The organism is Candidatus Margulisiibacteriota bacterium (genome assembly GCA_003242895.1).
In the GTDB taxonomy this organism is placed as follows: domain Bacteria; phylum Margulisbacteria; class Riflemargulisbacteria; order GWF2-39-127; family GWF2-39-127; genus GWF2-39-127.
This window is the reverse complement of record QKMY01000071.1, coordinates 1-14,482: the sequence shown is the minus strand read 5'-3', so window position 1 is coordinate 14,482 and position 14,482 is coordinate 1. Positions and strand designations below refer to the sequence as shown.

The 14,482-nt window shown below is 38.6% G+C and carries 13 protein-coding genes; 9 read left to right on the top strand and 4 right to left on the bottom strand.

What is annotated here, in order from left to right; all coding sequences use genetic code 11:
• Positions 1–82: 82 nt before the first annotated feature.
• Together DKM50_13480 and DKM50_13475 are read right to left on the bottom strand one after the other, a co-directional pair.
• The gene (locus tag DKM50_13480) at positions 83–1,003 is read right to left on the bottom strand and encodes a hypothetical protein (protein PZM77290.1); all 921 of its coding nucleotides are present in this window, start codon (positions 1,001–1,003) and stop codon (positions 83–85) included.
• Entirely contained in the window at positions 996–1,850 is an 855-nt protein-coding gene (locus DKM50_13475) for a phage antirepressor protein (protein ID PZM77289.1), read from the bottom strand. The genes DKM50_13480 and DKM50_13475 overlap by 8 nt, the downstream gene beginning before the upstream one ends.
• Positions 1,851–2,310: 460 nt before the next feature.
• On the opposite strand from DKM50_13475, the gene DKM50_13470 reads away from it, so the two are divergent.
• Positions 2,311–3,684 (top strand): 23S rRNA (uracil(1939)-C(5))-methyltransferase RlmD, encoded by a 1,374-nt coding sequence (locus tag DKM50_13470; protein ID PZM77288.1) that lies wholly within the window; start codon positions 2,311–2,313, stop codon positions 3,682–3,684.
• Between the two features lie 197 nt (positions 3,685–3,881).
• Here the strand turns inward: DKM50_13470 and DKM50_13465 are convergent, their stop codons facing one another.
• Positions 3,882–4,175, bottom strand: coding sequence for a hypothetical protein (locus DKM50_13465; protein PZM77287.1), 294 nt, complete (start codon positions 4,173–4,175; stop codon positions 3,882–3,884).
• Between the two features lie 232 nt (positions 4,176–4,407).
• The gene (locus DKM50_13460) at positions 4,408–5,013 is read right to left on the bottom strand and encodes a hypothetical protein (GenBank protein ID PZM77286.1); all 606 of its coding nucleotides are present in this window, start codon (positions 5,011–5,013) and stop codon (positions 4,408–4,410) included.
• A gap of 518 nt (positions 5,014–5,531) precedes the next feature.
• On the opposite strand from DKM50_13460, the gene DKM50_13455 reads away from it, so the two are divergent.
• The 8 genes from DKM50_13455 (at position 5,532) to DKM50_13420 (ending at position 14,388) form a co-directional block, all read left to right on the top strand.
• Positions 5,532–6,203 (top strand): hypothetical protein, encoded by a 672-nt coding sequence (locus tag DKM50_13455; GenBank protein PZM77285.1) that lies wholly within the window; start codon positions 5,532–5,534, stop codon positions 6,201–6,203.
• Positions 6,200–8,185 carry a hypothetical protein gene (locus tag DKM50_13450; GenBank protein PZM77284.1) on the top strand — a complete coding sequence of 662 codons (1,986 nt, stop codon included), beginning with the start codon at positions 6,200–6,202 and terminating at the stop codon, positions 8,183–8,185. Before DKM50_13455 ends, DKM50_13450 begins: the two co-directional genes overlap by 4 nt.
• The gene (locus DKM50_13445) at positions 8,164–9,132 is read left to right on the top strand and encodes a hydrogenase (GenBank protein PZM77283.1); all 969 of its coding nucleotides are present in this window, start codon (positions 8,164–8,166) and stop codon (positions 9,130–9,132) included. Before DKM50_13450 ends, DKM50_13445 begins: the two co-directional genes overlap by 22 nt.
• Positions 9,129–9,767, top strand: a complete 639-nt coding sequence (locus DKM50_13440) for a hypothetical protein (protein ID PZM77282.1) — start codon at positions 9,129–9,131, stop codon at positions 9,765–9,767. Before DKM50_13445 ends, DKM50_13440 begins: the two co-directional genes overlap by 4 nt.
• Before the next feature lie 3 nt (positions 9,768–9,770).
• Positions 9,771–11,177, top strand: coding sequence for a hydrogenase (locus tag DKM50_13435; GenBank protein PZM77281.1), 1,407 nt, complete (start codon positions 9,771–9,773; stop codon positions 11,175–11,177).
• A gap of 12 nt (positions 11,178–11,189) precedes the next feature.
• Complete coding sequence (locus DKM50_13430; GenBank protein ID PZM77280.1) at positions 11,190–12,686, top strand: hydrogenase; 1,497 nt, start codon at positions 11,190–11,192, stop codon at positions 12,684–12,686.
• Between the two features lie 18 nt (positions 12,687–12,704).
• The gene (locus tag DKM50_13425; protein ID PZM77279.1) at positions 12,705–13,460 is read left to right on the top strand and encodes an NADH:ubiquinone oxidoreductase; all 756 of its coding nucleotides are present in this window, start codon (positions 12,705–12,707) and stop codon (positions 13,458–13,460) included.
• A gap of 322 nt (positions 13,461–13,782) precedes the next feature.
• Positions 13,783–14,388 carry a hypothetical protein gene (locus DKM50_13420; GenBank protein ID PZM77278.1) on the top strand — a complete coding sequence of 202 codons (606 nt, stop codon included), beginning with the start codon at positions 13,783–13,785 and terminating at the stop codon, positions 14,386–14,388.
• The last annotated feature ends 94 nt before the right edge of the window (positions 14,389–14,482 follow it).

Here is a 14,482-nt window from a genome sequence, read left to right as displayed (position 1 = left end):
CTGCATCTGAAACTTTTTAATTATTCTCAATCTGGCCGGTTTATTTTGAATCGGCCAGATTATTCAGCAACATTAAGCCGGATTATTCTGAGAAATAACAGCATTCAATAAAATATCTTTGATTAGAACAACCACGTAATGGATCTAATGATGATTGGTATAATCCTTTAATAACAAAAGGACCAAGTTCATCTTTCATTTTATATTTTGAAATATAGTCTTCCGATAAAGGTTCAGAAAACGTTTTACATGATTCTTTGTTTTTTGCACATACAATTAGATAATCTAATGATGGACTGAAAAAATTACCCATACTGCTTCCTTTTTTTGCTATTCTGGAAACCATAGAAATAAAATTTACTTCACCAAATATCTCTTTAGAAATTTCCTTTAAATTATCCAACTCAGTCTCACCTATGCTAATGAAAATAACCCCATCCTCTGTAAGTAAATCTTTGGCTATTTTTAAGCGAGGATAAATCATGTTTAGCCAGTTAGCATGATAACGATTGCCGGATTTTGGATTAGCTACCAGCCTGTTGCCATCTGCATCAACATGACCTTCTGCAAGGTCACTTTCTTCCTGTGAAATATCAAAATTATCTTTATAAACAAAGTCACTGCCTGTATTATACGGAGGGTCAATATATATCATTTTTATAGATTTATAATAATTCTGTCTAAGCAGTTTAAGTACTTCCAGATTGTCACCTTCAATATACAGATTTTGCGTGGTATCAACATTCTTGCTATCATCAGGAATAAACTTGAGAGTCTTGCCAACAACATCTTCTTGGACAATTTTCTTGGCATTCTGTTTGCCAGCCCAGTTAAGCTCATATTTTTCTTTTCCTACTTCAGGGAAGTTACCTAGTTCTTCTTTAAGTGCTTCGAAGTCTACTGCTCCATCTTTAACAACTGCAGGGAACAATTGTGCTAATGCTTGAATATTTTCATTAACAGGATTAGTAATTTCCTGTTTAACTTTGGGATACTCACTCATTTTCGTTAGCTCCTTTAATCGACTTTCTTTTTTGAGATTCGGGAATTTCTTTGTAATTATCCTTAGTCGCAATTTTTGAACCTGTCTTTTTTTCTAATTCCATTCTTGCATTGCCAGCTATACTACCACCTTCTAGGGCAGCTTTTTTGTTTTGAACAAAACCCTGAGCGTCTTTCTTCTTAGCTATTTCTGTGGTTGAGGCTTCGCCTAGCATGGTAAAAATAAGTTCAAGGTCAGTCATATGGTCTCTGAGATTTTCTTTAGGTTTATCCAAGCCTTTGTATTGTTTATATTCTGATGGTGTCATATTAAAAGTAGCCTTGCTGATTTCGGCAGTAAGTATAGCGAACTCCTTTTGTTCTTTAACTCCTCTTTTTTTCCATTCATCTGCCAATTCATCACGAACAGCATTGCCTCTTAGCCTTTTTTCTATCCATTGCTCGCTATAACCTTTTTGTTCATATATTTCTCTCATACGTTTGGAAGCAAGTTCTGGATTTTCTATTTCTTCCAGTCGTTCATATCCTACCTTTGCTAACCAACGCTTAAATGGTTCTGCTTTGGGTGATGGTATTGATTGAATTATTCTTAATAATCCTTCTGTATTAGCAGCTTTAATTTTTCTTTTTTTACCATCAGCAGCTATCATTTCTACTGGGGGACAATTTGTCCCCCAGTAGGAATCCAACTCTTTATCACGTTTCCTAAGCTTTTTTATATAATCTTTAACATTGGGAGTGCCTGTTAATATTTCTACTACATCATCAACAGAAAAATACCATTTCTGTTCAGATTCATTCCATACACGCCTGACTTTATTATCTTCAAATATAATCAAATTGCTCATTCCATCAACTCCAATTCTTGTACCAACGATTTAATTTCGCTGTTAATTTTTGCTTTATCCTTAGCCTCTGTAGCTTTCTTATTACTTGCTGTTAGAGCCTCTAAGCTTTTCAGCTTATTATAAATCGCTAAAACATTCTCGTACCATATTTTAATGGTTAGCATGTCAAATATACTGCTATATAAGGTTAATATTTATTTCAAATTCTCGTGGCAGTTCAATTGTTCATTCGAATTAATAAAATCACTCATAAGATACTAACCTGTACCCCATATGTTAAAGCTATAAACTGCTCCTTTTGTTGATCTGACAAATATAATTATATTACTATGCAGAGAAATTGAATAGGATTAGGGATTTTGTTATATATTTTTACAGGATGCTAATATAAACTGTTTCTATTCGACTAAAAGAGGGTTATAATAAAAAACCAAAAGATTAGACCATCGAAAGAATAACCATGAAACAAAGAGATTTTATTACATTAAAAAAAGATCGCCACTATACCCTTGAAATTGCAGATATTGGCACAAAGGGAGAAGGAATCGGCCGCATCGACGGATTCACTGTCTTCGTTGATAATGCTGTACCCGGCGACACATTGAAAATAAGCATCATAGATCTTAAAAAAAATTATGCTGTTGGTAAAATAGTTCAAATAATCAATCAATCACATTTCAGAGTAAAACCACGCTGCCAATATACTGCAAGGTGTGGCAGTTGCCAGACACAGAATATCAACTATCCTGACCAGCTTACCTTCAAACAAAAAAAAGTAAAGGATTCCTTAGAGAGGATCGGCAAATTCAGCAACGCAAAAATTTTACCGGTGATTGGAATGCAGGACCCTTTCAACTATAGGAACAAAGCTCAATTTCCGGTTGGATCAGTGGACGGCAATCTCGCTATCGGATTCTACGCCTTACGTTCTCATGAAATCATCAATATTGAAGAGTGTCACATCCAACATCCGGTAATGAACACTGTATTGCAAAAAATAAGAGATTTCATAAAAGAATACAATATTCCTGCATATAACGAAAAAAGCCATACCGGACTCCTGAGGCACGTACTACTGCGAACAGCATTTCATACCGGAGAAATAATGGTCTGCATGATTATAAATGGAAAAAAACTCCCCCATGCAGACAAGCTCGTTGATATTCTCAAGGATTTTCCAGGGATGAAAAGTATTGTGCTTAATCATAACAGACGCAGGGATAACGTCATACTCGGAGACTGGATTGAGCTTATTTGGGGGGCTCCTTCCATCGTCGAACAGATCGGGGAGATCCGGTTCGAAATATCACCGCTCTCTTTTTTCCAGGTTAATTCTATACAGATGAAAGTACTCTACGACAAGGTACTGGATTATGCCGGACTTACAGGGAAAGAAACTGTCTGGGATATCTACTGCGGTATCGGAAGTATCTCACTCTACCTCGCCGCTCATGCCAAAAAAGTCTTTGGTATTGAAGTTGTCGAAGCTGCCATTCTCGATGCAAAACGCAATGCAAAACTAAACCACATTACTAACGCGGAGTTCTTCACCGGGAAAGCCGAAGAAGAGCTTCCCGGAATGCAAAAAGAAGGTTCTTTGAAGGCTGATGTTATCATTCTCGACCCTCCAAGAAAAGGGTGTGAAAGTGCGCTCCTCGATACCATAGCAGAGATCGCACCAAAAAGGATCGTTTACGTATCCTGTGATCCATCTACCTTTGCCCGCGATCTCAGTATATTAAAAGAAAAAGGCTATACCCTGCTTAAGGTGCAGCCTGTCGATATGTTTCCGCATACCACGCACATTGAATGCGTCGGGTTGTTAATCAAATAAATAGCCCCATCTCCTATTTCGGGCCATTATATATTTTGCGGCAACTTCCTCGAATTTTCAAAAGATCACTACGGATAATTTCCCGGTGAACTTTCAAGACTAGCGGTTCTCGGCTACTTAATCATTTTTAGGGGAAATCACGTTCACCGGTAACCGCTTAGCCTTTGCTATAAACAAATATAGTCTCACCATTTCCATTATATGGCAGATTGCAGCTTATTAAATTTATCCTGCAGCTTTTCTTTTGTTTTCTCAAGCTCTTTAATATTTTCTTCTACCATCTTATTTCCTTTTTTCCCGGCCTCCTGGCGAAGCTCAACAATTTTGTCGCTGAATTTATTAATATTTTCTCTTATTTTTTCCTGATATTCTCGAAGCTGTTCCCTTGCTTCTTTCACCATGTCCATCTCAGGGTGTTGTTGTTTTCTATAAAATACCCATGCACCTACAGAGCTTGCTATTAAAGCTATACCGGCTAGAAATTTCTTCATATCCATCCCCTCCTCTTTAGTCTATTAACTTAGCCCTATCTTAATTCTAAGCGCATGTTTGTCAATTGCTTTTTCTATGGCTTAACCATCGATCGTTAGTCGTTTTTTTATGATTACCCAAATCTGTATTCATAGTTGATACCCCATCAAAAAGAATAATATTGAAAAAGAACAGCAGTAAGGGGCTGTCCCTTTTGGGACAGCCCCCTACGAAAATCCTTACCATAACTAATTAAAGAGCATAAGATAAATTAATACTGCCAACACCATTCCTGAAATCGTCGTTTGCTTTCTCATCCAGGTTCTGAAGTCCCATGTCATAACGGGCATCCAATCCCACTTTGCCTAAGAAGGTATTAAACCCAGCTCCAACACCTACAACAACCCCCCAGTCAAATCTGTTAAATTTCTTCAAAGTATTTCTGTCCTCAATATCCTGCTTATCATTCACGCTGAATAAATGGGAAAAGTATGGGCCGGCAAAAACATTCGCTTCTACCCAATCCATCGGAAGATTATATTTAAACAATATTGGCAGTTCAAGATAATTCAGCAAAAGATTGACCTCGCCAAATTCATCTGGCAAAGTTGCTTTGCCGCCTTTTTTGGTGAATATAAGTTCAGGCTGGATAATAAAATTATCGTTAAGTCTCCATTCACTAAAAACGCCGGCATTGAATCCGCCGGTCATACGAGTTGATTTAGCATCGTCACCTATAAATGTGTTTCCATTAACACCTAATTTAAGACCCCACTTCATACCATCCTGGGCAAAAACCGAAGTAGAACTAAAGCTAAGCACTACAATCAAGCATAAGAGTGCAATTATCTTTTTCATAAAATACCCCCCTCTTTGTTAGAAAATAAATTTATTAGGATCTTCACTTTAAAATTTCTGCTTTCTGAATGCCTCCTAATAATCCACCTCCTTTCTTAAGGTCCAAATTTCTAGCAATATCTAAAGTTAGCAATTGCATGACAGCTAACTAAACTTCCAAACTTAAAAAACATATTTCCCTTGGCATTTTTTTCTTAATAAATATTTTGATTGGAATATGGTCAATAATTTGAGATGTTATTTTCTAGTTACGCTAGCAATAAAATAGAACATAAATACTGTTATTATTTATTTTGTAGTACTTATAAAACTCTTAAATATACTTGTCAATTAATAATAATCCCTATAAATATAACGTTCCAGCCAACTTCCAAAACAAGCCAGTCAATCAACCTACTTGGTATTTTAATTTTCTAAGATCACTCCAAAATAGGCTATACACATTTTGAAAATTAAGTATTATAATTTTCACTGTTTGGCGATTAATCCGCTTTGAAAACTGAAAGAACAAACAAAAAATGATACTCAAGATCAAAGATTTGACAAAAATATTAAATGTCTCGGAAAAAACCATCTATCACTGGATCTCAGAAAATAAAGTTCCCACAAAAAAAATCAACAATCAACACAGGTTCAATAAAGAAGAGATAACTGACTGGCTACTACAACAGAGAAAGTCGCCCGTCCAAAAAACCGGCTGGCTTGCATTATCAAGTCCAGCAATTTCTCTCTCCCAGCTAATACAATTCAAGAACCTAGTCTACGATATCGAAGGAAATGACCTGCCTGCAATCATCAAAAACGCTGCAAAAACCATCTCCCGACGAAGTGAAACGCAGAAACAGGCATCAACATTTACACTTGCATCGAACAGCTACAAAATGCCCATTATCAAAGAATCAGGAATTGCAATTCAACACCCCAGAAACCCAATAATTACCGATATACATAACGAACAACTTTATATTGCGTTTTGCAAACCGGAACTCTCCAATGAAAGTTCTGTCCATACAGTACTATTCTTAGCCTGCGCTAACTATCAACGGCACCTTAGTATCCTATGTAAACTATCCGCATTATGTGAACACAGGGAGTTTGTAGAAATGCTCAAAAATTCAGGTTCGTATATCGATATTATTCACTATATCAAAAACAAAGAATCCGACTGGGAAAAGATTGGGGAGAAATGATTATTTTTTTTCTTGGAATTAGTTTTATATTAGCCGGAGGATTCGGGGCCCTGCTTATTAATGAAAAAGAAAAAGCTCGTTGCCTCGCAATCTTCTCCGGCATCGGTACATTCTTTATACTTGTGCCGGCAATAAAAGTTTTGGTGAGCGGAATTACGATTACCAGCACGATCAAATTTACCTATCCCATCGGCAACGTCTCGCTCATTATAGATCCTTTATCTGCATTTTTCCTTAGCCTTATCTCAATTATGAGCTTTATTGGGATCATATACTCTATCGGCTACATCAAACCCTACCTTCATAAACGAATGGCAATCTCTTCTCATTATTTTTTCCTAAGTATTTTAGTAATTTCTATGCTCTTAGTATGTATTGTCCAGAATGCGCTAGCCTTTTTGGTAGTCTGGGAAATTATGGCAATCTCCTCATTTTTTCTCGTTATATTTGAAAGTGAGAAAAAAGAAGTTATCCACGCTGGAATTAACTATATTATTAATATGCATATCGGCCTATTCATCCTTATGGTAGGTTTTTTGATTCTGTCGATCAACGCCGGTAATGTCGATTTCTCATCCTTCAAAGTTTTATTAAATACGAATACAAGTTTTACAAACACCATGTTTATAATCTTTTTTCTGGGCTTCGGAGTAAAAGCCGGATTTTTCCCGGTCCATACCTGGCTCCCTCGGGCACATCCCGCAGCGCCAAGCCATATTTCAGGCATGATGTCAGGAATAATGATAAAAACCGGAATATACGGCATTTTGAGAATACTGACACTAATCAACAAACCAAGCCTGACACTTTCATATTTCGTTTTGATGATTTCGATCATTTCAGCTGTGTATGGCATAATTTATGCTATCCGCCAAAATGATATTAAGAAAATGTTAGCATATTGCAGTATTGAGAATATCGGGATTATCGGTATCGGTATCGGCATTGGAATGCTCGGTCTGAGCTATAACAACAACATCGTTGCAATAATGGGATTTTCCGGAAGCATATTGCACATTCTAAACCACTCCATTTTTAAAGGGCTGCTTTTTTACGGGGCCGGATTCATCTACCAGAAAACGCACACAAAAAATATGGAACACCTTGGCGGACTGGCGAAAAAAATGCCTGCCGTCTCTCTCCTTTTTTTGATCGGATCGATTGCTATCAGCGGCTTGCCCCCATTTAATGGGTTTATCAGCGAGTTCATTATTTATAATGGCATGTTCCAGAGTTTCCTGGTCCGCAATCCTTTTATACTGGTTACTGTCATTATATCCGTTGCATCTCTCGCATTAGTTGGCGCTATGGCACTGCTTTGTTTCACTAAAGCTTTTAGTGCGATCTTCTTAGGGAATGCAAAGAATACCTATACAGAAAGCATAAACGACATATCACCGGCAATGCTTGTATCAATGGTTGTTCTGGCTATTTTCACCTTGCTCATAGGGCTATTTCCCCAGTATGTCTTTAAGCTCCTTATTAATCCTGTAAGCGTATTAGTTCCCTCATATCATTTTTCTGTAGAATCGCTCAACTTTGTCTCAACATTAAGCACGCTATCCTGGTGCATTATGGCGTTCATTATTATTGCAGGGCTCATATATCTGATTCGATACCTTCTGCTCAAACAGAGATCGGTTTACCAGTACAAAACATGGGATTGTGGATACCAGGCTGGGAATAACCGGATGCAATACACGTCTTCATCATACGCAGACCCATTTCTCTCACTTACCAAACCACTTGTCCATAATGAGGTAGAACTCACGCGAATAGAAGGTTTCTTCCCTCAAGAAGCTTCGCTGAAAACCCACAATCATGATGTTGTCGAAATATACTTACTCAAACCAGCCTTTAAGGGAATAAAATCTTTGCTGCACTTGTTTTCCTGGGTACAAAGCGGCGATACCCAGTTGTATATTTTTTATGGACTGACCTCATTAGTAGCAACCCTGTTATGGATAATGCTGGCGAATTAAGCTCAACTAGAAAGGAACGATCAATGCTTTTAGCAATACTCAACATACTATTTCTACTCATAGTTCCGTTTCTATTTATTGGTATTATTAACAGAACAAAAGCTTTTTGGGCTGGAAGGCGCGGGGCGCCTGTCATACAACCAATCTATGACTTTATAAAACTAATCAACAAAGGTGAGGTCATAAGTACAACGTCCTCCTATATATTCAAGGTTTATCCGGTAATCACCTACGCATCCATTATATTCGCCGGACTTCTCATCCCAATTATAAGCCATAAATCAGTTCTGGATTTTAAATTAAACTTTATTTTGTTCGCATATATATTGGCCTTTGGAAAGTTTTTTGCGTTAATCGGAGCTATGGATACAGGCAGCAGCTTCGAAGGAATAGGCGCAAGTCGCGAAGTTACATTCTCAACTATTGCAGAGCCGGCCTTTTTTATTGTTATCGCTTCTTTTGTTGCTCTGACAGGAAACTACTCATTCAATGATATCTTCCTGTTCCTGCAAAAATCAAACACTTTCGTCTATCTGATAACCGTATTAAGTGCCGTCACTTTCTTCATTATTCTGCTTGTGGAAGGATCGAGAGTACCGGTCGATGATCCCAATACGCACTTAGAGCTTACGATGATCCACGAAGTTATGGTCCTCGATAATTCAGGGCCGGACCTGGCCTTTATTTGTCATGGTGCAGCTATAAAAATGACAATTTTTGCCATTCTTATAGCAAATCTTCTTTTGCCGGAAAGGATAGGTATTATTTATTCTTCGCTGCTATTGCTCGTGATCATATCCGCAATTTCGATCGTTATCGGAACTATAGAATCATTAGTGGCTAGATTACGCATGACCCACGTACCGCAGTTCATCTTCATTTCAATCTCAGTATCATTAATTATGCTCTCAGCTACCTTACTTTTTATCTATGGAGGAGCAAAATGAATAACTTTGTCATCGTACTTTTCGCAATAACGACACTTTACCTCTCATCAACGAGCAGGATCGATGCCTATATTAAAACACTGGCCATACAAGGGTTCTTACTTTTTCTGCTTGTTTTCTTTGATTCAGGACACATTACCGGACCTAATCTCATATTTCTTTATATAGAAACACTAGGATTCAAATCGATAATTATCCCTTTATTTTTATTCTATATTCTACGCAGAAATGATATTGCCAGAGAACGGGACCCGCGTATCCCTCATTTTTTCCTGATGGCAATAACCAGTATAATACTGTTATTCGGGTTCTTCATTTCCTTCTGGTCACTGGAGTTTGCCCAGAATATTGATAAAGCGCTCTACTTCGGCATCTCAGTTTCAACAATAATTACCGGATTTCTCATCATTATGACCAGAAGAAAAATAATCACCCATGTTATTGCCTATATGGTTATAGAAAACGGAATATTTCTTTTATCGCTCTCTATTCTTAAAGAGATGTCTTTTATCGTCAATTTAGGTGTATTACTTGACATATTTGTTGCAATATTTCTCCTGGGCCTCTTCATTACAAGGATACACTCAACCTTCGAAAGAATTAACATAGATTCATTAACAAACTTAAAGGACTAAGCCATGATCGAATTATTGTTATTACTGCCAGTCGCACTAAGCATACTAATGTACGCTTTTAAGCATAAAAAATTCAATTCGGCAGTTTCAGTTTGCTACTCAATAATCTACCTGTTAATTACTTTCTCCTTCATTACAAAGCCGGCGCAATTCACCGTCTACTTTGCAGTTGATGCCCTCAATCTTCTGTTCCTGACTCTTTTGGCTATCCTCTATCTGGGGGTTTCTCTCTATTCGTTGAGTTACATCGACGCCTCAAAATTATCCCCCAAAGACCACACAATCTACTTCATATTCTTGCTGTTGTTTGTTACTTCGATGACCGGAGCACTACTCAGTACACATCTTGGCTTGCTATGGGTATTTATAGAAGCCACAACGCTAACAAGTTCATATTTAATATATTTCAACAAAAACAAATCTGCACTTGAAGCCGCCTGGAAATACATTTTCATATGCTCTATAGGTATCGCGATAAGTTATGTCGGGATCATTCTTATTTCGTTTGCAGCAGGCAACACGAACTCGCTGTTCTTCAGTGATCTCTACGCTAATGCATCACAATTCATTCCTTTTTGGTTGAAACTGGCTTTTGTTTTTACACTTATGGGCTTTGGAACAAAAATGGGACTGGCTCCAGTCCATGCATGGCTGCCTGACGCCCATTCAGAAGCACCCTCACCAGTATCAGCATTATTATCCGGAGCTCTGCTTAACACATCGTTCCTGGCAATTCTAAGGGTATTTAAAATAATGGAACTGGCGAACATGGCTAAAACTGCCCAAATCCTTCTTCTCATCATGGGAATGTTATCAATACTCATCAGTGCAGTATTTATTATGAAAGCTAAAAATTATAAGAGGATGCTCGCCTATTCTTCCATAGAAAACATGGGCATCATTGTGCTGGGGATCGGAAGCGGAGGGATTGGCTATTTCGCTGCACTATTACAACTCATTGCTCACTCATTTGCCAAAGCGGCGTTCTTCTTAACTTCAGGGAATATCCTGAAACGGTATAATTCTAAAAAAATCGAAAATATCAGTGCTATCATGAAAAAAGACACGATGACCGGATGGCTTTGGATCATCTGCTTCGGCGCAATTATCGGACTACCGCCTCTCCCGGCTTTCTTCAGTGAGTTCCTTATTCTAAGGTCCATGATTGAACACGGATATCTTGCAATTGTTATCGTTGTCCTGCTGCTTTTTATTTTCATTATTTATGGCATGGGAACTTCAATATTGAAAATGTTATACGCCAAAGGAAATGAGGAAATCTCGGACGCAAAGCTTGGGATACTGTATTATCTGCCCCAAATAGCATTCATCGTTATCCTTGTTATTCTGGGCACGTACATGCCGGAATTTGTTTATGAGATGATCAAAAATGCTGCTTCAGCTATCTGAGGAGAATGAGTTATGAATAATTGGTTTCAAACAAATAATTGTACGGGAATATCACTCAAAAGCATCCCGTTATTGACACTCACCGAGTTACGAAAAGAAATCGTTGATCAATGCACTGACAACAACAAACGATTAGTATCTTTTTTTGGGACAAAAAGAGAGAAGGGTATTATCCTCTACGTCATCCTTGCCCACGACGAAACCTCTACCCTGTACATAACCTCAGCTGATTACGATAAAAGCAAACAATGCACTTCGATTACAAAATCCGTTCCGTCCTTTCATATTTTTGAGCGTGAGTTATTTGAAGAATTCGGAATAACACCGGAAGAACATCCCTGGCTCAAGCCTGTCAGATATGCCGGCAATCGCTGCGACAAGGACCTGACAATAGAAAACTTTCCTTTTTTCACGATGACAGGCGACGAAGTTCACGAAGTTGCAGTTGGCCCGGTCCATGCCGGTATTATTGAACCAGGGCATTTCCGGTTCATGTGCCACGGAGAAAAAATATATCATCTGGAAATCCAGCTTGGCTATCAACATCGAGGAATAGAAGCCCTCATAATAAAAGAAAGTCCCTCTTCCATGGTACATTTGGCAGAATCAATTGCCGGAGACTCAGTCATCGCGCACGGATCAGCCTATGCCCATGCTCTCGAAACACTAAGCCGGACAACGATATCAAAACGAGCAATGATTATCAGGTCTATCGCACTTGAACTCGAAAGGATCGCAATGCATATCGGAGACCTGGGTGCGATTGCTAATGACGTCGCCTATTTGATAGGCAGCGCTTTTTATGGTGCCAGGAGAACGTTGGTCATTAATACTACGCAAGCTATCTGCGGAAACAGGCTTGGACGAGGACTTGTCCGGACCGGAGGTGTTACGAGTGATATTGACGGCTTTTTAGCCAGCCAAATCAGAAGCACCTTGGCAACAATCTACGAAGACATCACCTTCATGAGCGAAAAAATGTTCGCAGCGCCCTCAGTACTCTCAAGATTGGAACAAACAGGAATCGTCCTTCCGAAACAAGCAAAAAAAATCGGGCTGACAGGAATGGCGGCGAGAGCCAGTGGTATCGCTATAGATACAAGAACAGATCATCCGTCCGGTGCCTACAGAAACCATCCGGTTAACAAAATGGTCCTAACCGGCGGAGATGTTTTTGCCAGGACCTATATACGGTATCTAGAAGTTCTTAAATCAATTGAACTTATAAACGAACTTCTTGATTCCATGCAAGATGAAAGTGTATTCAAAGTACCTGGTCAGCAGCTCGAACCTGAGAGTATGGTGATATCCATGACCGAAGGCTGGCGGGGTGAAGTTACTCATATTGCCTTAACAGATACAAAGGGTGACATCATCAGATACAAAATAAAAGATCCTTCATTTAATAATTGGATCGGACTGGCATTATCAGTAAGAAATAATGGGATATCAGATTTCCCGTTATGCAATAAAAGCTTTAACCTGTCATATTGTGGCAATGATTTGTAAACAACAAGAGGTGAACAAATGATAGATTCGTTGCTGATCAGATTACATCAAGGAAACCAGGCTATCCCGGACCTTAAAACCGCAAAAATCCATGAAAAATATAGAGGATTCCCTGTCATTAATGACGAATCTTGTAACGAATGTACGAAATGCATGGATATCTGTCCGACAAAAGCAATCACGGACTCACCGTACTCAATTGACCTCGGGAAATGTAATTTTTGCGGTGACTGCGCCAGAGAATGCCAATCAAAAAAAATATCGTTCACCAACTTTTTTAAAACTGCAACAACATCAAGAAACTATCTCACAATCAAAGAATCCAGTACTGTAAAAGATTATTACAAAAATGCCGTCTCTGTAAACGAAAAAATAAAAAAGCTGTTTGGACGATCATTAAAGCTTCGACAGGTTTCCGCTGCCGGATGTAACGGCTGTGAGATGGAGTTGAATGCCTGCAGCAATGTCAATTTCGATATGGGCAGGTTCGGAATAGAGTTCGTGGCCTCGCCTCGCCATGCAGACGGCATCGTCATAACCGGCCCGATCAGCGAGAACATGGTAAAAGCACTGGAAGATACTTTTATGTCCACTCCTGATCCCAAAATAGTCATCCTCGTTGGCTCCTGTGCCATCAGCGGAGGAATATTTGCAGACTCTCCGGCTGTTAACAGAAAGTTCCTGGAGCAACATCCAGTCGATCTCTATGTCCCAGGCTGCCCGCCACACCCGCTCACCTTCATCAATGGCATAGTGGATTTCTTAGGACGTTGAAGTAGCTTAAAAATAAGAATCCGAATGGAAATATTAACTATTGACCATTAAGTCAGCTTGTATATAATACAGGACAGCTAGCTGATGTCCACTTTGAGTACCCCGGGCGAAAGTCCGGAAGAAAGAAGCGGACATCTTTTTTTTTGCAAATTTCTACTAAAGTATGATCATTTCTACCATAAAAAACACCCCGGAACCAAAAAAGCTATGGCTGTTTAACCTCCCGCTAACTCATCGATTACGTGAACATTATCTATTTCATTGACACAATTTAATTCCTCGCCTATCATTGAATAAACATTCAATCAATAACAGGTGAGCTATGTCAAGGAACCAACAAATTAATGAAGAGAAAAAAGAAGAGCGGAAAAAAAAGATACTTTCCGGCGCCCTCAAGTTGTTTGCCAAAAGAGGTCTAGTAGCTACAAAAATATCAGATATCGCCCAGGAAACAGCTATGTCCCAAGGATTGATTTATCATTATTACAACTCTAAAGAAGATATATATACCGAACTTATAAAAACTGCCTTCAAAAAACTAATCGAGGCCTGCTACATACTGGAAAAAACCGAAGCTACTCCTAAAGGAAAGATCATCATGGCTATTGAAGGGCTATTAAAGGGGCTAACGGACAATGAGGATACGGCATTGTATCATCTGCTGATTGCTCAGGCCACCGTATCAGATGTCACTCCAAATGAGGCACGAACAATCATTAAAGAGCATAATACCGTTCCCTATGATGTCATGACACGCATATTTGAACAGGGACAAAAAGATGGGACAATATACCACCATAATGCCCGGGAACTCTCAATTCTGTTTTGGACAACCATTAATGGTCTGGCTATTTACAAATCCAGTCACGGAGCAAAATCTTTTACTCCTGACTTATCAATCATTACAAGTATGTTTTTTAAAAAGTGATGCGGTAATAGGTCAAGGACTTTTTTAAAAGTAGTTTTTTGAAAAATAAGCATAGCAAAGCCTATATCGTTAAAAATTAACGATTTTGAATATA

Coding starts and splice junctions, on each gene's coding strand:
- DKM50_13425 (PZM77279.1), top strand. CDS start 12,705: ATGATAGATTCGTTGCTGATCAGATTACATCAAGGAAACCAGGCTATC.
- DKM50_13480 (PZM77290.1), bottom strand. CDS start 1,003: ATGAGTGAGTATCCCAAAGTTAAACAGGAAATTACTAATCCTGTTAAT.
- DKM50_13460 (PZM77286.1), bottom strand. CDS start 5,013: ATGAAAAAGATAATTGCACTCTTATGCTTGATTGTAGTGCTTAGCTTT.
- DKM50_13435 (PZM77281.1), top strand. CDS start 9,771: ATGATCGAATTATTGTTATTACTGCCAGTCGCACTAAGCATACTAATG.
- DKM50_13420 (PZM77278.1), top strand. CDS start 13,783: ATGTCAAGGAACCAACAAATTAATGAAGAGAAAAAAGAAGAGCGGAAA.
- DKM50_13475 (PZM77289.1), bottom strand. CDS start 1,850: ATGAGCAATTTGATTATATTTGAAGATAATAAAGTCAGGCGTGTATGG.
- DKM50_13445 (PZM77283.1), top strand. CDS start 8,164: ATGGATAATGCTGGCGAATTAAGCTCAACTAGAAAGGAACGATCAATG.
- DKM50_13470 (PZM77288.1), top strand. CDS start 2,311: ATGAAACAAAGAGATTTTATTACATTAAAAAAAGATCGCCACTATACC.
- DKM50_13450 (PZM77284.1), top strand. CDS start 6,200: ATGATTATTTTTTTTCTTGGAATTAGTTTTATATTAGCCGGAGGATTC.
- DKM50_13455 (PZM77285.1), top strand. CDS start 5,532: ATGATACTCAAGATCAAAGATTTGACAAAAATATTAAATGTCTCGGAA.
- DKM50_13440 (PZM77282.1), top strand. CDS start 9,129: ATGAATAACTTTGTCATCGTACTTTTCGCAATAACGACACTTTACCTC.
- DKM50_13430 (PZM77280.1), top strand. CDS start 11,190: ATGAATAATTGGTTTCAAACAAATAATTGTACGGGAATATCACTCAAA.
- DKM50_13465 (PZM77287.1), bottom strand. CDS start 4,175: ATGAAGAAATTTCTAGCCGGTATAGCTTTAATAGCAAGCTCTGTAGGT.